This window comes from Aeromonas sp. S12(2024) (genome assembly GCF_041402305.1).
GTDB classification, from domain to species: Bacteria; Pseudomonadota; Gammaproteobacteria; order Enterobacterales; family Aeromonadaceae; genus Aeromonas; species Aeromonas veronii.
On sequence record NZ_JBGLRB010000015.1, the window covers coordinates 63,262 to 84,113 of the forward strand.

The window sequence follows — 20,852 nt, forward strand, 5'->3', positions numbered from 1 at the left end:
GGTGAAATGAGAGAGGGGGAAGCGCAAGCTTCCCCCTCTTGTTTTTGCCCAGTGAATCTGTTGGCGAGCGGTGTGCTCAGGCTACTGCCACCAGCTTCTGCCCCTTCTGGCTGCTGTCCAGAATGAGGATGCTGGCCTTGGGGAAGAAGTTGAAGGTGGAGGCGGAGGCCCAGGTGTAGGCGCCCATCACCTTGCCAACCACCAACTCGCCGATAGCCAGATCCGGCAACATGATGCCATCGCGGATCACATCCACGCTGTCGCAGGTGGGGCCGGAGAGCACCGAGTTGTGCTGCTCGCCACTGGCATAAGGCGTGCTCACCGGATAGGTGACGTGGTCATAGAGCTGGCCGTTGTAGCTGCCGTAGAGACCGTCATCCAGGTAGTACCAGATCTTGTCGCCACGGTGGGCCTTGCCCATCACGCTTGAAACCGAAGTCATGGCCGGCGCGCTGATAAAGCGGCCCGGTTCGGCAATCTTCTGCACGGTAGCGGGCAGCTTGGCCAGCGCTTCGCGGATCGGGGCGCAGAAGCCGTCGATATCAAACTCGCCCCCCTCATAATCGACCGGGAAACCGCCGCCGATATCCAGCACCCAGGGCTTGAGCCCGAGCGCCCAAGCCTGCTCCATGATCTCGCGGCAGGCGTCGATGGCCTGCACATGGCGACGAGCGTGGGGTACTTGGGAGCCGACGTGGAACGACAGCCCCATCACCTTGATCCCCTTGGCGTGGGCCAGTTGCAGCAGCGGCAGCGCCTGCTCCGGAGTGCAGCCGAACTTTTTGGAGAGATCGACCTTGGTCTCGGGGTTGGGGAAGCTGACCCGCAACAGCAGTTTCACTTCGTCCTTGTAGGGAATGAACTTTTCCAGCTCCAGCGGGTTGTCGTAGACAAACACGGTGCAGCCGAACTCCAGCGCGTAACGGATATCGCTGTCGCGCTTGATGGGATGGGTATGAATGCAACGTCCCGGGCGAACCCCCTGACTGCGCACCAGATCCACTTCGCCATTGGTGGCCAGATCGAAACAGGCCCCCTCTTCCTTCAAGACAGAGACCACCGCCTCATGGGGCAGGGGTTTGAGTGCATAGTGCAATCGTACATCGGGCAGGGCGGCGGCCAGGGCCCGATACTGTTTGCGGACGGCTGCCTTGTCGAGCAGCAGCAGGGGGGAGCCGAATTGTTCAACCAGCTGACGGTAATCTTGTGCGACCACATCTTTTGCAACCAGGGTCTCGTTCATTCTCTTTTGGTCATCCTTAGGGGGCGTGATATGCCCAAGCCATATGCGATTGAACCGGCGACGGCCGGGTCAGGCGAGCGGTCCGGTGGGACCAACCGAATACAGTGCATAAATTGATGGCAAAGTGCTTGGTTATGCAGCGGATTATCGGCTTATTGATTCTGTGTGCAAGCATTTTGATTGGATATGTCGGCAAGATTTTCTTGGCGAAACGAGAGGGATCACTGTTCTCTATCCGCCATTTTTCCCGTTTGGGCCACATTTGATCCGTGAGAGCCTAACTTGTTGATAGTTAACTAACATTTAACATTCTTGCTGCGGTTCTGGTGGTCACTAAAAAAATATAAATGGGGGCGGCCAAGTGCGAGACAGCTCACATTTTTTGGATTAACATGCCGACTTCCTAATCCAAACTAGTTCGGATGAAGGTAGCAGGAGAGCGATGGGCAACCATCCACCGAAGAAGTGAATCTTTCAGGTACCGGGCAACCGGTGTGGACTGCTACTGGACGATACTCTGGAGAGACCCGTTAAATCGGGCGCCGAAGGAGCAAGGCACCACGACTACCCGCAAGGGCAGGCTGGCGCCGGAAACTCTCAGGCAAAAGGACAGAGGGGATGGGATGGTTGTACCTGGGCTTGGCCCGCATCCGATCGCCTCTGGGGATCGCGACACCTATGGGAAGATCATCCTTCTCCTCCTTAATTTCTGTTTCTTAAGGAGGATGCATGTCATCAATTCAATCGGCGTTAACCGCCATCGATAGTTTTATCTGGGGGCCGCCCCTGCTGATCCTGCTGGTCGGGACTGGTATCTATCTCACCCTGCGTCTGGGTCTGCTTCAGGTCGTGCGCTTGCCGCTCGCTCTGCGGCTGGTTTTTGGTCGCGATCAGGGGCAGGGCAAGCAGGGAGATGTCTCCAGCTTCGGCGCCCTCTGTACCGCACTCTCTGCCACCATCGGCACCGGCAATATCGTCGGGGTGGCCACCGCCATCAAGCTGGGGGGCCCGGGTGCCTTGTTCTGGATGTGGATGGCGGCGCTGTTCGGCATGGCCACCAAGTACGCCGAGTGTCTGCTGGCGGTTAAATATCGCGAGCAGGATGCCAACGGCCAGATGGCTGGCGGCCCCATGTACTATCTGGAGAAGGGGCTTGGCTCCAAGCCGCTCGCCAAGCTGTTTGCCTTGTTTGGCATCGGCGTAGCTTTCTTCGGGATCGGTACCTTCCCGCAGGTCAATGCTATCTCAGACGCCATGAGCCTCTCCTTCTCGGTGCCCCGTGAAGCGACCGCCGTGGTGCTGACCCTGATCGTGGCGCTGGTGACTCTGGGGGGGATCAAGTCCATCTCCAGCGTGTCGAGCAAGGTGGTGCCCTTCATGGCCATCTTCTACATCGTCGCCTGTCTGGGCGTGCTGGTGAATAACGCCAGCGCCCTGCCCGATGCCGTCATGCTGGTTATCGAGAGTGCCTTCACCGGCCATGCGGCGACCGGCGGCTTCGTCGGTGCCAGCATCATGTTGGCCATTCAGTCCGGGGTGGCGCGCGGGGTCTTCTCCAACGAGTCAGGGCTGGGCTCTGCCCCCATCGCGGCGGCGGCAGCCAAGACCGATTCCTGCGTGGAGCAGGGGCTGGTCTCCATGACAGGTACCTTCATCGACACCATCATTATCTGCACCATGACCGGCCTGACCCTGGTGGTCACCGGCGTGTGGAGCGGTGATGCAAGCGGCGCGGCCATGACCAGTCTGGCCTTTGCACAGGGGCTGGATGCCCATGTCGGTCAGTATCTGGTGAGCATTGGCCTGCTGTTCTTCGCCTTTACCACCATCCTTGGCTGGAACTACTACGGCGAGCGCTGCACCGAGTACCTGTTTGGGGTGAAGGCAATCAAGCCCTATCGTCTGGTCTATCTGGCGCTGGTAGCGAGCGGTGCTTTCCTCCATCTGGACATGATTTGGCTGCTGGCCGATATCGTTAACGGCCTGATGGCGGTGCCCAACCTCATCGGCCTGATTGGCCTGCGCCATGTGGTGATCGCCGAGACCCGCGCCTACTTTAGCCGGGATCTGGATAGCGAAGCCGAGCCGGAGCCGCAGACGGCTTGAGCGCCTCAGCTCGTTTCACGCTTCCCTTGAAAAGAACAAGCCACGACTTCGGTCGTGGCTTTTTTGTGCGCTGTGTCTAAGGATAGGTACTTTCCCTCTCCCTTAGGGATAAGGTCAGGATGAGGGGGATATCCCCTCGTTCAGCAGGCTATCCAGACGTGCTCGCACTTTCTCTACCAGTGCCTGATCGCTACCGCGCCAATCGATGCAGCTTGCCAGCGTGGTGGAGGTTCCCGCCATAAAACGCAGCTCGCCGCCCGCCAGCTCGTAGAAGCGGCTCGCCATCCTGGTCCCCTCATCCACATCACCGGCCACCAGCAGCATGGCTTGTGCCAGCACGGCCCCCTGGTGATCCTGCCCCGGCGCCAGCCAGCGCTGGGCAGTACCGGTGATCTTGCGTCCCCCGATCACCAGATTGTACTGACCATCGCAAAAGGATCCGGGCACGAAGTCATAGCTTCCCTCCAGGCCGTACTCCGCCAACAGGGTCAGCAGCGGCGCCCCCAGCAGCCGGTAGTAGTGGGCGAGATCTGTGGTGGTGCGGGGCAGCAGCAGGGATAGGTTGAGGATCCCCGCCCCGTGGGGCACGGCGGTGCCGCCGCTGTCGCGCACATGCACTGGCCAGCCTTCAGCTGCAAGTTGCTGGCAGGCGGCTTCGTAATGGGGGAGGCGGGTATCCTTGCGGGTGACAATCAGACATTGGGGCGCCTGCCAGAGGTGAGCGCGGGGCTGACCGTCATGGGCACAGTCGCGCAGCCAGTGCTGCTCTTGTGCCAGTATCTGTGCGGGTGAAGCGGTATCGGGGAGGGGGGAGAGCAGGCGATAGGGCATGGCGGCATCCTCAAAAAAGGCTGCCCAGCACACTACCCGTGGCGACTGGCAAGGTAAAGCCCCGCAAGTGCGGGGCTTGGGTTGGCTATCGGTGGACGATGTCTCAGGAGTGACGCGCTTCGCGCTTTGGTAGCAGCAGGTTGAGCACGATGGCGGTAATGCCACCGGTGGCGACGCCGTAGGAGAGTACGCTCTTGGCCAGCTCCGGCAGGTGTTGCAGCACTTCCGGCACCTGCGCGACCCCCAGCCCCATGGCCAGCGACACTGCCAGGATCATCAGGGCGCGGCGATCCAGCTCCTCGCGGGCAATGATGCGCACGCCAGCGGCGGCGATGGTGCCGAACATCACGATAGTGGCGCCCCCCAGCACGGGCTCGGGGATCTGCTGTACCAGGCTGGCGACCGCCGGGAACAGGCCAAGCAGGGCCAGCATGGCGGCGATAAAGAGACCGACGTGACGGCTGGCGACGCCGGTCAGCTGAATGACGCCGTTATTCTGGGCGAAGGTGGACATGGGGAAGGTGGAGAACACCGCCGCCAGCATGGAGTTGGCGCCATCAGCCAGCACGCCGCCTTTGATCCGCTCCATATAGACAGGCCCTTCCAGTGGCTCGCCGGAGATATCCGAGGTGGCGGTCATGTCGCCGATCGCTTCGAGCGCCGTCACCACGAAGATGATGGCGAGCGGCACGAACAGCTGCCAGTCAAAGCCGAGACCGTAGTGAAGCGGGATGGGCACCATCACCAGCGGGCCGTCGAAGGTGGGGGCGCTCACTTTGCCCAACAGCAGGGCCACGGCATAGCCCGCCAGCATGGCGATCATGATGGCTGAGAGACGCAGCCAGGGATTGCGACTGCGCTGCAGCAACACGATAAGGCCGAGTACCAGCAGGGAGAGGAAGAGGTTGGTGTGACTGGCGAAGCTGCCATCAGAGAGGGCTGCATAGCCGCCGCCCATGCTGATCAGACCCACTTTGATCAGGGTCAGACCGATCAGCAGCACCACGATGCCGGTGACCAGCGGGGTGATGATCCGTTTCACCAGATGGAGGAAGCGGCTCATCACCACGATAGTGAGTGCGGCAACCATCATGGTGCCAAACAATGTGCCCAACAGATCCTCGGTGGGCATGGCCGCCTGTTTGAGGGCGAGACCGGAGGCGATGATGGGGCCGAGGAAGTTGAAGCTGGTACCTTGCACCGAGAGCAGGCCGGAACCGATGGGGCCGAAGCGGCGGGTTTGAATGAAGGAGGCGATGCCGGACATGACCAGCGACATGGAGACGATATAACGGGTGTCGGCGGCAGGGAGGCCGAGGGCATTGGCGATAATCAGGGGCGGGGTAATGATGGCGACAAACATGGCGAGCATATGCTGCAGGGCGGCGAACAGCGTCTGGGGCAGAGGCGGGACATCCTCTATGCCATAGACCAGTTCGCTATGGGCTCGCCTGGGTGGATGTGCCTCTCGATTGGCGCGTGTGACAGCAGCCTGTTCCATAAGTACCTCGAATTGTGTGGGGAGGGGGAGAAAATTGGGCGCTATTGTAGTGATTGAAATGAGGCTGACCAGCGCTAATTATGCAAAAAAAGGTTTATTTTTTGATGGGTTGAAACGTTTGCGCGCTGCGATTATCATCTGTCGGTTTGTGTGACCGACCTCTCCTTTTTATTCTCCCCGCTAATGACATTTTTACCACTTTGTAGGTGTAGAATGAGCCCTCAGTATTCATCGTGGAGACTCTGGATGCTCAAGTTGTCAGAGTTCTGGAGTGCGAGGGTTCACTCCGAAGACTTTACTCGTACTCGCATGGGCTTTATGACGGTGCGTTTGCGCCTGCTGACCTGCTTGCTGATGCTCGGATTGCCCGCTTGGGCCGTGGTGGATTGGTTGACCTTGCCCGCCGTTCATTTCGAGCAGCTATTCCAGGCCAGGATCTTCTGCACCCTGGCGCTCTCGCCACTTATTCCGCTCTCGTACCTCATCCACTTCAAGCGGGAACGGATGAAGCTGGCCCTTGGCTACCTGATGGCCGTGATGATGCTCTTCTCCCTCTTCTGCCTGAACAGCTTTGGCGCGGGACAGGAGTTGCAGGCGGGCTATGCTGCCTTTCCCTATCTGCTGATCACCCTGTTTGCCATCTTCCCCATCCCCCTCTCCCTCGGCTTGCAACTGGCTGGTGTGGTGCTGGTGACCATGCTGCTGGGTCACTGGCTGCTGGTGGGCCAGAGCATCTGGAGTCAGGCCACCCTGAATCAGGTGTGGGTGCTCGGCATGTTTACCATGGCCAGCTGCTGGGTGCAGTGCGGTCAACTCAACATGCTGCTGCGGCTCTATCGGGAATCGACCACCGATGAGCTGACCGGCATGATGAACCGCCGCTTGCTGATGAAGCAGCTGGAGCAGGCCAGAATCCGGCTGCAACTCAAGAAGAAGCCCTTTGCGGTGATGCTGCTGGATCTCGATCGCTTCAAGCGGATCAACGATATCTACGGCCATCTGGCGGGGGATGCGGTGCTCAAGGAGGTGGCTACCACCCTGGGCGAGCAGCTGGAGCCTGACATGGTGCTGGGGCGTTATGGTGGTGAAGAGTTTGCCATCCTGATGCACAACTGCGCCGATCCGGCGCTGGCCAGCAAAATGGCCGAGCGGCTGCGCATTGCCGTCGAGGCGCGGCTGGTGAAGAGTCCCACCTCGGACGAATTGCTGGAAGTGACGGTGAGTATCGGGATTGCCATGGCTCGTGCCGATGACACCATCGATATTCTGATCAACCGTGCCGACGAGTGTCTCTATCAGGCCAAGATGGCGGGACGCAACTGCGTGGTGGTCGAGGGGCAGAACCGCGCAAAAACAGATGCCGCCTGAGGGCGGCATCCTGTTGGCAATGAGCTGGCGAGATCAGGCCAGCTTGTACTTGCCGGAGAGCTGCTGGGCCAGCAGCTTGAACATGTTGAAGACCGCCATGGTCTTGCCGGTCGGGGTGCCGTCCTCGGCCAGGAAATACTCCCCCTTGAACACCAGAATATCTCCCTTCTGCTCCACCGAATCGGCGCGCATACCGTGGATGAAGTCTTCATGCTCTTTGATGATCTTGTTGGCCATCTCAAGCAGGGCCGTCTCGGTGATCAGCTCTTTCTGTGGTTGCATGCTCGTCTCCTTAAACGACTACTGGACAGGGAGATCTTGGATCCCTGCCTCTGATTGAAGAGGCGCCCAGCATACTGCAAACAGGGTTTTTCTGTCATTGATATGACCCCGATTTGTGGCTGTTTATCCGATCACCAGATTCTTCAACCAGCAGCGCTGGCGAATACGGCGCTGCACCAGCAGCACCTTGCTAAGCTCCTCCAGCAGCACCACCGCCACCACCCAGGAGAGGGGCCAGCCGAGCAGCGTGACCGCCACCCAGGCGAGCGGGATGCCGATGCACCACATGCCGACGATGTCGATAAAGATGCTGTAGTTCACATCACCGCCAGAGCGCAGCACCCCGATGATCCCCACCATGTTGAACACCTTGAGCAGCATCCCGAGGCACATGATGCCGAGCACCTGTCCCGCTTCCGTCATCAGCTCGGGGGGCAGGTTGCCGACCCACTGCAGCAGGTTGGCTTGCAGCAGCCAGACGATGATCCCCACCAGTAGCGCGCCAATCGGTGCCAGCAGCAGGAACAGCTGGGAGTGCTGCCAGGCAATCTCGTACTCCTCGGCCCCGAGCCGGTGACCGAGCAGGGTGGAGCAGGCCACCGCCAGTCCGAAGAAGAGGGAGATAAGGATGCTCTCCAGGGTGCCGAGGGTGGTCATGATGGCCAGCGAATCGGTGCCAAGATGGGCGTAAAGAAAGCCGTAAATCAGCATGCCGAATGCCCAGAGGCCGTCGTGGAACAGCAGCGGCAGGGCGATCAGGGTAAAGCGCACTACCTCCTTGCGCTTGAAGGCGGCCAGCCAGTCTGGTGCGCGCGGGATCAGGCGCGCCTCATAACGCTTTACGTAGAGCAGCAGCAGGGCTGTCTGCAGCAGCCGGGAAATGGTGGTGCCCCAGGCTGAGCCGGCTACGCCCATTGCCTCGAAGCCGAAGTGACCGAAGATGAGGGCGTAGTTGAGGATGACGTTGGCGATGATGGCGATAATGCCGATGCGGGTTGGCGCGGCGGCATTGCCGACCGAGCGCAGGGCTGATTCCAGCGGCACCACGATGGCGGTACAGAGGATGGTAGCGCCGGTGATCATCAAGAATTGATCCGCCAGCTCGCGCAGTGCCGGATCCTGACTGGCAAAGCCGAGTACGCTGCCCGGTGATAACACATAGATGAAGGCAAAGGGCAGGGTGACCAGCAGGGCGCCCACTATGGCCAGCGCCAGGGAGCGACGCACCCCGGCCATCTCCCCGCGCCCGAAGTATTGTGCTGCCAATACCGAGACCCCGCCCGCGAGGCCCGCTATCACCAGCAGATTGAAGAAGAAGACCCGGTTACCCAAGCCGACCGCCGCCACAGCCGTGGTGCCAAGCTGGCTCACCATCATGATATCGATGAGGCCGAGCAGGGAGAACATCATGGATTGCAGCGAGACAGGCAGGGCCAGCCGCCACAATCGGGTCATGAACTCGCGATCGGTGGTTTGTTTTAAAATCGCTTGCCAATAATTCATAGTTGTTAACCGGGTATGAGAAAAGCAAGGTTTGTCAGGGGTATGATAGGGGCTGATGAGGCTCTTCTCACTGTGAGTAGCTCTCGGTTTTCTTGTGTAAAACTATCCTGTTGAGGTGTTATGCCATTTGCCAGCGAGTGTCTGGAGATAGCGCCAGCCTGTGAAGAGCGAATGTTGGGACGTGAAGGGCTGCCGCTGCTCGGCGAGGCAGGGATCTTCCTGACCGGCCTCTCCCGGGTGCGGGATCACTACCTGATCCGCCGCAATCGCCCCGAGTTTCACATCCTGATGGTGAGTCACGATGAGGGGGGCGCGCTGCTCACCGACGAGGGGGAGCAAGCCATTCCGGCCGGGTCGCTGATTTTCCTGCCCGCCGCCGTGCCCGGTGGGCTCAAGCTGATTGGCGAAAGCTGGCAGATCAGCTGGATTTTGCTCGATGACGTGCCGCGCTGGCAGCATCTGCACCGCCTTGGCCACCGTATCTGGCAAGGGGATGGCGGCGATCAGCTCTACCATCTGCTCAGCCTGATGCAGGGGGAGGGGGTTCGCTCCCCGCTTCAACCTCAACTGCTCAGCCTGTTGCTGGCGCTGCTGGAGCGCACCCTGCAAGGGGAGGTGCGCGGCACCCCTGAACTCAGGTTGCAGGCACTGTTTCGCCGGGTGGAGGCGCGCCTGGACGAACCCTGGAGTGTCGCCCTGCTGGCCCGGCAGATAGCCTGCTCGGTGCCCCATCTGCATCGCCTCTGTCAGCAAGCGTTCGGTATGGGGCCGATGGCGAGGGTGACCGAGCTCAGAATGAACAAGGCGCGCCAGCTGCTGCTCTATACCAACTGGCCACTTGGCGAGCTGGCGGCCCGGGTCGGTTACAGCGATGGAGCCAACTTTGCCAACCGCTTTCGTCGTCTGACTGGTCAGACCCCCGGCGCCTTTCGTCGACTGGGTCGCAAACCTTTTGCAACGGATGTGCAAACTCTTTGAAATTAATGAGACAAGCCCCTAGGATCGGCGGGTCCCTGCGTCTAGCTAACCGTTTAGGTACCAAGATCCATGTTTGAAGATAATAACCAGAAACGTCCTCTCTACATTCCCTACGCCGGTCCCGCCCTGCTGGAGACCCCCTTGCTCAACAAGGGCAGCGCTTTCACCAGTGAAGAGCGCAGCAACTTCAACCTCGAAGGTCTGTTGCCCCAGAATATCGAGACCATCGAAGAGCAGGCCGAGCGCGCCTATCGCCAGTTCATGGCGTTTGGCAACGACATGGACAAGCACATCTATCTGCGCAACATCCAGGATACCAACGAGACGCTCTTCTACCGTCTGCTGCACAACCACCTGACCGAGATGCTGCCCATCATCTATACCCCGACTGTCGGTAAGGCGTGTGAGGAGTTCTCCAACATCTATCGCCGCGCCCGTGGCCTGTTTATCTCCTATCCGGACAAGGACAGGATCGATGACATGCTGCAAAACGCCACCAAGCAGAACGTCAAGGTGATCGTAGTGACCGATGGCGAACGGATCCTGGGTCTGGGTGATCAGGGGATCGGCGGCATGGGCATTCCCATCGGCAAGCTCTCCCTCTACACCGCCTGTGGTGGCATCTCGCCCGCCTACTGCCTGCCGGTGGTGCTGGATGTCGGCACCAACAACCAACAACTGCTCAATGACCCCTTCTATATGGGGTGGCGCAATCCGCGTATCTCGGGGGATGAGTACGCCGAGTTTGTCGATGCCTTCATTCAGGCGGTCAAGCGCCGCTGGCCCGACATCCTGCTGCAGTTCGAGGACTTCGCCCAGAACAACGCCATGCCACTGCTCAACCGCTACAAGAACGAGCTCTGCTGCTTCAACGACGACATTCAGGGTACTGCTGCCGTGACCCTGGGCAGCCTCATCGCCGCCTGCAAGGCCTCCGGTGCCAAGCTCTCCGAGAAGCGGGTTGCCTTCCTCGGCGCAGGCAGCGCCGGTTGCGGCATCGCCGAGCAGATCGTGGCGCAGATGAAGGCCGAAGGGCTGACCGATGCCCAGGCCCGCAGCCGGGTCTTTATGGTGGACCGCTTCGGTCTCATCACCGACAAGATCCCCAACCAGCTCGACTTCCAGCGCCGTCTCTCCCAACCGGTGGAGCGCATTGCTGACTGGCCGGTGGGGGACAATATCTCCCTGCTGGAGGTGATGGAGCACGGTCGCCCGGACATCCTGATCGGGGTCTCCGGTCAGCCGGGGCTGTTTACCGAAGAGGTGGTCAAGACCATGCACAAGCACTGTGCCCGTCCCATCATCTTCCCGCTCTCCAACCCCACCTCCCGGGTCGAGGCGACGCCGGCTGACCTTATCCGCTGGACTGACGGTCAGGCGCTGGTGGCCACCGGCAGCCCGTTCGCACCGGTGGAGCACAAGGGCAAGCGCTACGTCATCGCCCAGTGCAACAACTCCTTCATCTTCCCGGGGATCGGCCTTGGCGTCATCGCCTCCGGCGCCACCCGGGTAACCGACGCCATGCTGATGTCGGCCAGCCGCGCGCTGGCGGAGTGCTCGCCGCTGGTGAAAGGGGAGGAGGGATCTCTGCTGCCGGATCTGGCGGATATCCATCAGGTCTCCCGCTACATCGCCAAGATGGTGGCCAAGACCGCCATGCTGCAGGGCAAGGCGGTGCAGACCCCGGACGAGGTGATCGATCAGGCCATCGACGCCAACTTCTGGCATCCGGAATATCGCCGCTACCGTCGCACCTCGTTCTGATTTCTGCGGGAAGATGCAAAGCAAAAGGGATGCCTCGGCATCCCTTTTTACTGCACGTCTGACATGGTTATCGCCTCAAGATCAACTACTCGCTGCCGCCCTGTACGCCGGTGACACGCACCTCTACCCGGCGATCCGGACCAAGGCAGTCGATGAGCGCCGCCTTCGCCTTGATGGCATCACACTGGTTGCCGGTGACCGGATTGCTCGCACCATTTCCCTGGATGCTCACCTTGTCGGCAGGCAATCCCTTGCTGATCAGAAAGTCGGCAACGGTTTGGGCCCGAGCTTCTGACAACCTCTGATTGTTGGCATCCGAGCCGATACGGTCGGTATAACCCATCACGGCTGCACTGCCATCCTTGGGCTGCACGTCGACGATCTGCTGGTAGAGATCGTCCAGCGCACTCATCCCCTCCTGTTTGAGGTCCGCTTTGCCAAAGGCGAACAACACATCGGAACTGAGGTTGAAGGTCTGATCCACCACCTCCGGTTCGGCCGGTGGCGGGGGAACCACGACCGGGGCGGGCGTGGGGGCTGCTTCTTTGGGTTGGCTGCGGTTCGGGTGGATCACCAGTTCCAGCGTGGCGGTGCTGATGTCGCTGACCCAGCGCTGGGTGCCGCTGTTGGCTTTGCCGTTATCCGGATCATCGCCAACGCGCACTATGTAACGGTAGCGTGCCTGCAGATCGACCCAGTCATGGAGCCGGGCCGTCACTCCCAGACCCGCCAGCGGCGCCAGGTTGTCGTCCCCGCCATTGACCGACTCGACGTGATAGATATAGCCACCGCCCTCGGCAAAGAGCGAGAACATCTCGCTGAGCGGCAGGCGGCCAATGACTGACAGCGTGGCTCCCTTGCTGTTGAAGTCATGGCCGCTGATATCCCAGTCACCGGTGGAGAGATAGCCAATCTCGGCCCCCAGATTTTCCGTGAAGTTGTAGCCGCCAAATAGGGAGAGCGCAGTCGCATCCTTGCTGACATCCTGACTGAAATCATTCAGATTGTGGGCAATGGCCCAGCCACCGCCAACCCCGGCATACCAGTCGTGAACCGGTTCCGCTTGTGCGCCTGTGCTCGCCAATGCCAATGCAATCCACACAGGTTTTACTCTTATGTTCATCGCGTATCCTCGTCGATGTTTGGTGTAGTGGGGTTGCCTGCTGGTCAAACCCCACACTTATGTATAGGTGACGGGCTGTTTTTAACCACCAAAGAGGTATGGGGGGCGAAACGCCGTGAACTAGGGCGCGAGACGGGAAGAGGAAGGGGGCGATAGAGGGTTACAAAGTGGGTGAAATAAGCGGCAAGAAAAAGGAGGCCAGGTGGCCTCCTTGTTATGTCGGACTGCAGGGTTACTGTTGCACTTGCTGCACGCCGGTGACGCGTACTTCTACACGGCGATCCGGTGCCAGGCAGGAGATCAGCTGAGCCTTGCCCTTGACGCTGTTGCACTGGGTACCGGTGACCGGATTGGCTTCACCGCGACCTTCGATGGCAACTTTGCCGGCCGGAAGACCTTTGCCAACCAGGAAGTCGGCCACGGTACGGGCACGCGCTTCGGAGAGTTTCAGGTTGTAGGCATCAGAGCCGATACGGTCGGTGTAACCGACGACCACGGCGCTGCCATCTTTCGGCTGAACATCAACGATCTGCTGATACAGCGTATTCAGCGCTGCGACACCTTCTGGCTTGAGGGTGGATTTGCCAAAGGCAAACAGCACGTCAGAGCTCAGGGCGAAGTTCTTGTCGACCAGTACCGGCTCGGGAACCGGCTCAGGCGCAGGGGCGGCAACCGGGGCAACATAAGAGGTGCGGTTCGGGTGCATCACCAGCTCCAGGGTCGCGATGCTCATGTCGCTCTCCCAGGTTTTCTGCTCGTCACCCAGATTCCACAGATAGCGGTAGCGTGCTTGCACATCGATAAGGTCGGAAAGCTTGGCAGTCAGACCCAGCCCCGCCAGCGGTGCAGTGCCATTGTCGCTGTTGCCATTGCCGTTGACGTGATTGAAGTAGGCACCGCCTTCAGCAAACACCGAGAAGATGTCGCCCAGCGGCAGGCGGGCGATACCGGAGAGGGTTGCACCCTGGGTTTTGAAATCGGCACCGTCAACGCCCGCTTTACCGGCGTAGAGGTAGCCCAGTTCAGCTGCGTAGTAGTCGTTGAAGTTGTAACCGCCGAACAGGCTCAGCGCAGTGGCATCTTTGTCAGTGTCTTTGCCAAAATCATCCAGACCGTGGGCATAAGCCCAACCTGCACCAACACCGGTGTACCAGTCATCGGCAGCCTGAGCTGTGGTGCCTGCGGCGGCGAGCGCCAGTGCAATCAGGGTAGGAGCCATTTTGAGTTTCATCGGTTTATCCTCGTTGTGTTAGCCCATGTCGGGCAATGCACTTGTTTTTATTGCTGCGAAAAATCGCCAGCAAAGTGGATAGCGAAGGCTTTGGACTCTCATGATGCATTGGCGTCATGGACAACAGACCGGACAAGAAGCGCTTTTTAGTGCTTATCCAATACCTTACAGGCGCAACTACTTTATGCTTTCGAGACGGGGCAGGCAAGGGCAGGGAGGCGGGAGTGAGGGATTCAATCGAGAACTAGGAAAACAAAAAGGGATGCCGCAGCATCCCTTTTTTTTCGCACTATCTGAACGAGGTCAGATTATTGCTGAACTTCTTGTACGCCAGATACGCGAACTTCTACGCGACGGTCCGGAGCCAGGCAGGAGATCAGTTGAGCTTTAGCAGTTACGCTGTTGCACTTGGTGCCGGTAACCGGGTTGGCTTCGCCACGACCTTCGATGGCAACTTTGCTTGCAGCCATACCTTTGCTCACCAGGAAGTTGGCAACGGTACGGGCACGGGCTTCAGACAGCTTCTGGTTGTAAGCGTCGGAACCGATACGGTCGGTGTAACCAACAACAACAGCGTTGCCATCTTTCGGCTGGAACTCAACGATTTGCTGATACAGACCGTTCAGGGCTGCAACGCCTTCCGGCTTCAGGGTGTCTTTGCCGAAGGCAAACAGCACGTCTGAGTTCAGGGCGAAGTTCTTCTCTACCACTTGCGGAGCAGGAGCCGGAGCTTCTTCAACTACCGGAGCAGCTACCGGAGCTACGTAGGAAGTACGGAACGGGTGGTATACCGCTTCCAGAGTAGCGATGCTCTGGTTGGCTTTGTAACGCTCACCGTTGGCGTGCAGGTCAGCCACGTCCCACATGTAGCGGTAGCGAGCTTGCAGATCCAGCGCGTCATTTACCTTGTAAGTCACACCAGCACCGGCCAGCGGGGAAACTTTAGTGTCGCTGGTGCCCAGACCATCGGTGTGACCCCAGTAGGCGCCGCCTTCAGCGAACAGGGAGAAGTCGTTGCCAACTGGCATACGGGCGATACCGGACAGGGTGGCACCCTGGTTTTCGTAACGCAGACCTTCGGTGTTGCCACGACCGGCATACTGGTAACCGAATTCGGTACCGAAGTTTTCGGTGAAGTTGTAACCAACGAAGGCGTTGGCTGCAGCTGCATCTTCAGTACCAGCGTAACCGCCGCCATCGATCTTGTTCAGACCATTGAAGTGAGCAGCACCGACACCGGCACCGAAGTAGATGTCGTCAGCGGCGTGAGCAGCGGTAGCACCCAGAGCAGCCATGGCGATGGCGATCATGGAAGGAGCCATTTTCATCATAAAAAAATCCTCGTTGAGATCGCACGTTATTCACGTGCTTCACACTTTGTAATTTATGTAAGCTGCAGGCTCCGCCGTACGGCTGGCGTCGAGTCTGGCAGATGACCCGGCAGAACCGGGTTGCACACTCTCCTGGTGTGTCGAGTGCGCTGGCATGGCACGCAATGCGTGAGAAACCACTGCCAGGCAACTGATGTCATTCCGATGACGAGGCGCACTCTATGCCGATTTTAAAACATGATCAAGCTCACAAATGAGCCTTGTGGCAAATTGTGTCGTGACCTTAAATGGCTGTTTATCCAGATTAATTAGTGATCCAGATAGGCCCTGTGCAGTTTCTTCTCCAGCTTCATATAAGCCTGAACCCAGTCGCTATGCGGGTTGGCCGGATTCGCTCTGGCGGCAAAGACCGCGAGGTAGTCAGCCTGGGTAGCGCTCTGCAGCAGGGGGGTAAATGTCATCAAGAAATGTCGGGCCAGATAGGGGTCAAGGGGCCAGATGTTGAGGATGGCGCGAGCCACAGGCTGAACCGCAGCTGAACAGATGAAGTGGCGATGTCCCGCCTCCAGCCAGTTGGCCATCTCGCACATGCCCGATTCGGGTACCAGACCACCATCACCCGGGGTGGTTGCCAGAGCAATTGCCTGACCATTTACCGTGATGAGCTGCTCATTGTTATGCAGGGTGCCGTCATGGCTGCGCAAGGCCAGGTCCGGGCACGCCTGTTCAAGATACAGGCTGCAGCTCTCCGGCAGGGCGGCCAGCAGTTCGCTGGCGTGGCTGGACATCAAGGCCGGAAGCCAGAATGCTTCGGCGCGATATTGTTCACCCTGCAGGCGCTGTTGTGCCAGTTCTTCTGTGCTGGATACGGGGTGCAGGCGAGAGATAATGCCGGGAAACGCCATACTTATTCCTCTTAATGGGTATCCGGCGGATTATACGAGTTATTGGGGGGGCCACAATAAAGGTTTCTTTTCGAGACTGTTTACCTGAGGCGGCTGAGCGATTACCATCCCCCCTTGAAGGCAAGGGTTGTCGCCGAAAGGCGCTCATAAGATAGAGGCTCGACCATAACGAGTCCGAACAAAACTGATACACTTGACTACGAGTCGTCGCGAAAAATAAAAGGCGGAGTAAATCCGCCAAACGGAGTATGGAACATTATGAATTCAAATATCGTCACTGTTGGCAAGAAGATCCGTCAGATCCGTGAAGCGGTCGGTTTGAGCCGTCCGAAGTTTGCAGATTTGCTGGGTGTTCCTCCCACCACGCTGAAAAACTACGAGCTGGGTTACCGTGAAGTTGGGGGCGCCTTCCTGGTTGCCCTGGCGCACCACCCTGATCTGCACAAGTTCACCCTCTGGCTGCTGGCAGACAAGAAAGTCGCCGAAATCGGCCAGATTGGCCCGGATGACCTCGCCAAGGCGTGATCATCGATGTGAATAGAAATGCCGCCTTCGGGCGGTATTTTTTTTGGGTTGTCGATCGATATTTTGATCTAACACGCTTTGAATTACCCATGTAGGCCAACGAGAATAAGCGGCCCCGAAAAGTGGGCCCCCTGGTGGTATCTGGCCACCTGAACACTATTACATTCAGGATGATATGAGCAATCGGTATGGAGTATGGGTATGAGCAGTAATGAGTTGGATAAACGCTATGGCCTGATGACTGCCATTGCGATGGTGGTCGGCGTGGTGATCGGCTCCGGAGTCTTCTTCAAGGCCGATGATGTACTGCGTCTGACTGGCGGTAATCTGGCCATTGCGCTGCTGGCATGGGCGCTGGGAGCATTTTCGATGATCTTCGGCGCGCTGGTGTTTGCCGAGTTTGCCCAGCGGATCGAAAAGTCCAACGGTATCGTCGATTATGCCGAAGCGGCATACGGCAAAATGTTTGGTTATCTGGTGGGGTGGTTCAAAGGCGTACTCTATTACGCCCCTCTTTCCGCCATCCTTGCCTGGGTCGCCGCTCTGTACACCATGATCTTGCTCGGCAGTGATAATCCGACCAACTCTGGTGCGACCTGGATACTGGCGGCTGTCTATATGACGGTCACCTACCTGATCAACTTCTACACCCCGGTCCTGGCGGGCAAGCTGCAAGTGGGCTCTACCCTGATCAAGTTGATCCCGCTGATCCTGGTTGCCATTGTGGGCACCATTTCAGGCTTGCTCAATGGTGTCACCGTGACCAACTTTGTGCAGGCAATGGATGGGATAGGAAGCACCGGAGGCACGCTGGCTACGGCCGTGGTTGCCACCGCCTTCGCTTATGAGGGGTGGATTGCCGCCGTGACCATCAACAGCGAAATTCGCGATTCCAAGAAGAATCTGCCCAGAGCGCTGGTGATTGGCACCCTGATAGTCTTTGTGGTCTATGTCACCTATTTTCTGGGGATCGCCAGCGTCTTGCCGACGGACGAGATAGTGGCGCAAGGGGATAACGCGGTAAATCTCGCGACAACCAGCCTGTTTGGCGGGACTGCCTCGACCATTTTGACCGTGTTTGTGATTATCTCCTGCCTCGGCACCCTCAATGGTCTGGTGTTGGCGACCATGCGCATTCCCTACTCGCTGGCGATCCGCAATCAGGGGCCTGCCCCCAAGTGGATGAGCCGTATCGAACCGCATCACCACATGCCAATCAACTCGGCCCTCGCGGCAGCGTTGTTGTCGGTGATCTACTCAGTGTTGTGGTACTGCAGCATCAACGAGACATTCGGTCGTTACATCGCCCTGGACGAGATGCCGATCGTGCTGATTTATGGCCTCTATCTGTTCCTCTATGTCTGGTACATGCGCACCTTTACCGAGTTGGGCTGGATAAAGCGGTTCGTGATCCCGACCTGCGCCACCCTGGGCGCGCTCATCATTCTGTATGGCGGTATCACCAATCCCAGTCTGGGACTCTATCTGCTGGTCTCTGTGGGGGTGATTCTGCTCGGGCTGCTCTTCTACCGTAAGGAGTGACCGGGTAAGTGAGTTGAAAAAAAAGCGCCGAATGGCGCTTTTTTCATGTGTAAACCACGGCATGTCGACAACTAACTGCCCAGCAACCCGAGGCGGCCCAGTTCATCCTTGAGCTGATCGAGATTGCGCTCGACACAGGCTTCCCCCTCGTTAATGGCATCGCTGGCGCGATGAAAATCCATGATGGAGAAGCTGCCAAGGCGCGGGCAGAGCTGGATCTCCGGCGGGTCACCGGCCATCCGGGCGCGGGTGATCCGCTCCTGCATGATGTTGATGGAGCCACTCATCACGCTCCACAGACCGGGGGTGGCTGGCGCGGACTCACCGCGATTGAGCCACTGGCTGAGCAGGCCGCCGCTGCCGGGTTGATCCGGCTCGTCGGTCCAGGGTTGGTGCATATCGGTGTTGAGGTTGACCGCAATCACCACCTCGGCCCCCATGGCGCGGGCCAGCGAGATGGGCACCGGATTGACCACGGCGCCATCGACCAGCCAGCGGTCGTTGATCCGGGTCGGGGTGAGGATCCCCGGCATGCCGCAGGAGGCGCGCACCGACTGGCGCAGCGGGCCCTGTTGCAGCCAGATCTCGCGGCCGGTATCGAGTTCGGTGGCGATGCAGGCGAAGGGGATGGGCAGGCTCTCGAGATCGGGATCCCCCAGATGGCTGGCGGCAAGGCCAAATACCTTTTCGCCGCGAAACAGACCGCCGGAGAGGGCCGGGTCGAGCAGGCTGACCACCTGCAGGCGGGTAAAGCCGCGCACCCAGGTTTCCAGCCGATCCAGTTCACCGGCGGCATAGGCGGCACCGACAAAGCTGCCGATGGAGCAGCCAGCGATCAAATCCGGTTTGATGCCGAGACGTTCAAGGGCGCGGATGACGCCGATATGGGCCCATCCTCTGGCGGCGCCGCTCCCGAGAGCGAGCCCTACGCGGGGTTTACGTGGCACGACAGTCCTCCAAAAAAGGGGTTGAGGGGTCAGCTTACTCCGAGAGTCAGGAGGCGTCACCCTGCCATCTTTCGCTGCGGTTGCGACCGTTGGCCTTGGCCTGATAGAGCGCCACATCGGCGCGGCGTACCGCTTCGTGCAGGGGAAGGTTCTCCTGGTGGGGCAGATAGCCGAGGCTGATGGTGACCTCCAGCCCGGGGTCGATGGCGGCCCAGTCGTGATCCGCCACCGCCTTTCTCAGCCGCTCCGCCAGCTCGCCGAGCTGCGTTGCATCAGCGCGGCCAATCAGCAGCAGAAACTCTTCGCCCCCCCAGCGGATCAGGCGATCAGTGGGTCTAAGCTGCTGCTGGCAGATCTGCACCAGCCGGATCAACACGATATCGCCGACGGCATGGCCAAAGTTGTCATTGACCCGTTTGAAGTGATCCGCATCGAACATCAGGATCCCCGCTTGCAGCCGGGCCAGATCGCCCGCCTGTTCCAGCAGCACCAGATAGTGGCGGTTGAAGGCGCCGGTGAGGGCATCGTGGCAGGAGAGGTAATTGAGCCGCTGGTTGAGGCGGTGGGATCTCAGGTTGGAGAGGGCGGCCAGCAGCATAAAGAGGATGGCGAGCAGGGTCGGCGTGGACTGGCAGAGCATGGCCCACACCAGCGGCAGCAGGGTGACGTTGTGCACCAGTCGCAACGGGGTATCGGGGATTGCCATGGTCAGCTGCAATGCCCCTTGCCGCCACTGGTATTCGTCGGTCGGCTCGGGGTCTTGCGGCACCACGGGTTGGCGCGCGCTGCTGGCCAGCACCTGATGGTACTGATTGAGCAGCAGATACTCACCCAGTGCTGGTGCCAGTTGATTGAGCTGCGATTGCAAGCGTGAAAGCAGGATGTCCATGCTGATCATCCCTACCAGCGAGCCGTCCTTGTAGAGAGGCTGGGACATGGTGACCATGGTGCCCAGTCCGGCAAAATCTTCGTAGGGGCGGGAGAGAATGGTGTCCCGGCTTGGGTTGGGTGACATCAGCGCATCCTGCCAGTAGTGCTTGTCATAGATGCTGCGGGCAAAACGAAACTGGCTGGAGGGGATCCAGGGATAGAGGTAGATAAAGTTGTCCACCCCGGTGAAGTAGGCCCAGGCGATCTCGCTGCCCAGGCGCTGGCTTGCGGTGGCCAGCAAGGGAGAGAGGCTCAGGGCCAAATGAAGTTGCGCCTCCCGCGCACTGCCGGGGGGCGGCAGTGGGCCGTCACCGGTGAGGTTGCCCGCCAGTCCGGCCGGTAAATCCCCGGGGAGTTTGTCGAGGGCCAGGCCCTCTGGCAGCGCCTCGATATGGCGATAGAGCTGGCGGGTGAGCACCGACTGGGGGTCGCTGCGCAGTCGCTCTTCGGCCTGACCGCGCATCGCCTCCAGAAACACTTCGGTCTGCTTGAACCGATCCCGCAGGTAGATGGCGCTGTTGAGGGTATCGCTCTGGTAGAGGCGTTCTATCTGTTTCAGGCTTTGCCGCAAGGTCAGACCAATCAGCAGGATGACCACGGCAAACAGGAGCCAGGTCAGGCGTGTGAGAAAGCGGTGGTCAGACATTTTGGGCATAGGCAGTCAGTCGGGTTGCGAAGGAAATTGTCGTTAGTGTATGCGATGTGGCGTGAAAACAAACGGCGCGACCTGAAACAGAGTGAG

The 20,852-nt window shown here is 59.3% G+C and carries 17 protein-coding genes and 1 riboswitch; of the genes, 6 read left to right on the forward strand and 11 right to left on the reverse strand.

What is annotated here, in order from left to right:
* Nucleotides 1–76: 76 nt before the first annotated feature.
* On the reverse strand, nucleotides 77–1,243 hold the full coding sequence (locus tag ACB035_RS14810) for a type III PLP-dependent enzyme (protein WP_043818871.1): 1,167 nt from the start codon (nucleotides 1,241–1,243) through the stop codon (nucleotides 77–79).
* 507 nt (nucleotides 1,244–1,750) lie between these two features.
* A riboswitch (glycine riboswitch) is annotated at nucleotides 1,751–1,866 on the forward strand.
* 106 nt (nucleotides 1,867–1,972) lie between these two features.
* Here ACB035_RS14810 and ACB035_RS14815 point away from each other — a divergent pair.
* Nucleotides 1,973–3,349, forward strand: a complete 1,377-nt coding sequence (locus ACB035_RS14815) for a sodium:alanine symporter family protein (RefSeq protein WP_005338391.1) — start codon at nucleotides 1,973–1,975, stop codon at nucleotides 3,347–3,349.
* Nucleotides 3,350–3,463: 114 nt separating this feature from the next.
* On the opposite strand, the gene ACB035_RS14820 is transcribed toward ACB035_RS14815, so the two are convergent.
* Both ACB035_RS14820 and ACB035_RS14825 read right to left on the reverse strand, forming a co-directional pair.
* Nucleotides 3,464–4,180, reverse strand: a complete 717-nt coding sequence (locus ACB035_RS14820; RefSeq protein WP_371167561.1) for a protein ligase — start codon at nucleotides 4,178–4,180, stop codon at nucleotides 3,464–3,466.
* 103 nt (nucleotides 4,181–4,283) lie between these two features.
* Nucleotides 4,284–5,681 (reverse strand): nucleobase:cation symporter-2 family protein, encoded by a 1,398-nt coding sequence (locus tag ACB035_RS14825; protein ID WP_040066712.1) that lies wholly within the window; start codon nucleotides 5,679–5,681, stop codon nucleotides 4,284–4,286.
* A gap of 246 nt (nucleotides 5,682–5,927) precedes the next feature.
* Between ACB035_RS14825 and ACB035_RS14830 the strand changes: the two genes are divergently transcribed.
* Nucleotides 5,928–7,049: a GGDEF domain-containing protein gene (locus ACB035_RS14830; protein WP_005338383.1), complete on the forward strand. Its 1,122-nt coding sequence runs from the start codon at nucleotides 5,928–5,930 to the stop codon at nucleotides 7,047–7,049.
* Nucleotides 7,050–7,082: 33 nt separating this feature from the next.
* On the opposite strand, the gene ACB035_RS14835 is transcribed toward ACB035_RS14830, so the two are convergent.
* A complete protein-coding gene (locus ACB035_RS14835) occupies nucleotides 7,083–7,331 on the reverse strand; it encodes a YciN family protein (protein WP_005338382.1) in 249 nt (82 codons plus the stop codon).
* Nucleotides 7,332–7,454: 123 nt separating this feature from the next.
* On the reverse strand, nucleotides 7,455–8,834 hold the full coding sequence (locus tag ACB035_RS14840; RefSeq protein WP_005343930.1) for an MATE family efflux transporter: 1,380 nt from the start codon (nucleotides 8,832–8,834) through the stop codon (nucleotides 7,455–7,457).
* A gap of 120 nt (nucleotides 8,835–8,954) precedes the next feature.
* Between ACB035_RS14840 and ACB035_RS14845 the strand changes: the two genes are divergently transcribed.
* Nucleotides 8,955–9,812: a helix-turn-helix transcriptional regulator gene (locus ACB035_RS14845; RefSeq protein WP_371167562.1), complete on the forward strand. Its 858-nt coding sequence runs from the start codon at nucleotides 8,955–8,957 to the stop codon at nucleotides 9,810–9,812.
* A 69-nt stretch (nucleotides 9,813–9,881) separates the two neighbouring features.
* Entirely contained in the window at nucleotides 9,882–11,576 is a 1,695-nt protein-coding gene (locus tag ACB035_RS14850) for an NAD-dependent malic enzyme (protein WP_005338379.1), read from the forward strand.
* Between the two features lie 85 nt (nucleotides 11,577–11,661).
* Here ACB035_RS14850 and ACB035_RS14855 read toward each other — a convergent pair whose 3' ends face one another.
* From ACB035_RS14855 to ACB035_RS14870, 4 genes are all read right to left on the reverse strand, one after another.
* Complete coding sequence (locus tag ACB035_RS14855; protein WP_371167563.1) at nucleotides 11,662–12,699, reverse strand: OmpA family protein; 1,038 nt, start codon at nucleotides 12,697–12,699, stop codon at nucleotides 11,662–11,664.
* 232 nt (nucleotides 12,700–12,931) lie between these two features.
* A complete protein-coding gene (ompA, locus tag ACB035_RS14860; RefSeq protein WP_236369604.1) occupies nucleotides 12,932–13,930 on the reverse strand; it encodes a porin OmpA in 999 nt (332 codons plus the stop codon).
* Between the two features lie 308 nt (nucleotides 13,931–14,238).
* Nucleotides 14,239–15,261, reverse strand: coding sequence for a porin OmpA (gene ompA, locus ACB035_RS14865; RefSeq protein WP_371167564.1), 1,023 nt, complete (start codon nucleotides 15,259–15,261; stop codon nucleotides 14,239–14,241).
* A gap of 308 nt (nucleotides 15,262–15,569) precedes the next feature.
* Nucleotides 15,570–16,166 (reverse strand): hypothetical protein, encoded by a 597-nt coding sequence (locus ACB035_RS14870; protein ID WP_371167565.1) that lies wholly within the window; start codon nucleotides 16,164–16,166, stop codon nucleotides 15,570–15,572.
* Between the two features lie 258 nt (nucleotides 16,167–16,424).
* On the opposite strand from ACB035_RS14870, the gene ACB035_RS14875 reads away from it, so the two are divergent.
* Nucleotides 16,425–16,691 (forward strand): DNA-binding transcriptional regulator, encoded by a 267-nt coding sequence (locus tag ACB035_RS14875; protein WP_005338367.1) that lies wholly within the window; start codon nucleotides 16,425–16,427, stop codon nucleotides 16,689–16,691.
* 201 nt (nucleotides 16,692–16,892) lie between these two features.
* Nucleotides 16,893–18,233 carry an APC family permease gene (locus tag ACB035_RS14880; RefSeq protein ID WP_005338365.1) on the forward strand — a complete coding sequence of 447 codons (1,341 nt, stop codon included), beginning with the start codon at nucleotides 16,893–16,895 and terminating at the stop codon, nucleotides 18,231–18,233.
* A gap of 71 nt (nucleotides 18,234–18,304) precedes the next feature.
* Here ACB035_RS14880 and ACB035_RS14885 read toward each other — a convergent pair whose 3' ends face one another.
* Nucleotides 18,305–19,180: a patatin-like phospholipase family protein gene (locus ACB035_RS14885; RefSeq protein ID WP_100654262.1), complete on the reverse strand. Its 876-nt coding sequence runs from the start codon at nucleotides 19,178–19,180 to the stop codon at nucleotides 18,305–18,307.
* A 46-nt stretch (nucleotides 19,181–19,226) separates the two neighbouring features.
* Nucleotides 19,227–20,765: a diguanylate cyclase gene (locus ACB035_RS14890; RefSeq protein ID WP_371167566.1), complete on the reverse strand. Its 1,539-nt coding sequence runs from the start codon at nucleotides 20,763–20,765 to the stop codon at nucleotides 19,227–19,229.
* Nucleotides 20,766–20,852 lie beyond the last annotated feature (87 nt).

What these genes read in the sequence shown, in the direction of transcription:
- ACB035_RS14840 (WP_005343930.1), bottom strand. Translation starts at nt 8,834, where the DNA reads ATGAATTATTGGCAAGCGATTTTAAAACAAACCACCGATCGCGAGTTC.
- ompA (WP_236369604.1), bottom strand. Translation starts at nt 13,930, where the DNA reads ATGAAACTCAAAATGGCTCCTACCCTGATTGCACTGGCGCTCGCCGCC.
- ACB035_RS14850 (WP_005338379.1), top strand. Translation starts at nt 9,882, where the DNA reads ATGTTTGAAGATAATAACCAGAAACGTCCTCTCTACATTCCCTACGCC.
- ACB035_RS14890 (WP_371167566.1), bottom strand. Translation starts at nt 20,765, where the DNA reads ATGCCCAAAATGTCTGACCACCGCTTTCTCACACGCCTGACCTGGCTC.
- ACB035_RS14835 (WP_005338382.1), bottom strand. Translation starts at nt 7,331, where the DNA reads ATGCAACCACAGAAAGAGCTGATCACCGAGACGGCCCTGCTTGAGATG.
- ACB035_RS14855 (WP_371167563.1), bottom strand. Translation starts at nt 12,699, where the DNA reads ATGAACATAAGAGTAAAACCTGTGTGGATTGCATTGGCATTGGCGAGC.
- ACB035_RS14870 (WP_371167565.1), bottom strand. Translation starts at nt 16,166, where the DNA reads ATGGCGTTTCCCGGCATTATCTCTCGCCTGCACCCCGTATCCAGCACA.
- ACB035_RS14845 (WP_371167562.1), top strand. Translation starts at nt 8,955, where the DNA reads ATGCCATTTGCCAGCGAGTGTCTGGAGATAGCGCCAGCCTGTGAAGAG.
- ACB035_RS14880 (WP_005338365.1), top strand. Translation starts at nt 16,893, where the DNA reads ATGAGCAGTAATGAGTTGGATAAACGCTATGGCCTGATGACTGCCATT.
- ompA (WP_371167564.1), bottom strand. Translation starts at nt 15,261, where the DNA reads ATGATGAAAATGGCTCCTTCCATGATCGCCATCGCCATGGCTGCTCTG.
- ACB035_RS14830 (WP_005338383.1), top strand. Translation starts at nt 5,928, where the DNA reads ATGCTCAAGTTGTCAGAGTTCTGGAGTGCGAGGGTTCACTCCGAAGAC.
- ACB035_RS14815 (WP_005338391.1), top strand. Translation starts at nt 1,973, where the DNA reads ATGTCATCAATTCAATCGGCGTTAACCGCCATCGATAGTTTTATCTGG.
- ACB035_RS14825 (WP_040066712.1), bottom strand. Translation starts at nt 5,681, where the DNA reads ATGGAACAGGCTGCTGTCACACGCGCCAATCGAGAGGCACATCCACCC.
- ACB035_RS14820 (WP_371167561.1), bottom strand. Translation starts at nt 4,180, where the DNA reads ATGCCCTATCGCCTGCTCTCCCCCCTCCCCGATACCGCTTCACCCGCA.
- ACB035_RS14875 (WP_005338367.1), top strand. Translation starts at nt 16,425, where the DNA reads ATGAATTCAAATATCGTCACTGTTGGCAAGAAGATCCGTCAGATCCGT.
- ACB035_RS14810 (WP_043818871.1), bottom strand. Translation starts at nt 1,243, where the DNA reads ATGAACGAGACCCTGGTTGCAAAAGATGTGGTCGCACAAGATTACCGT.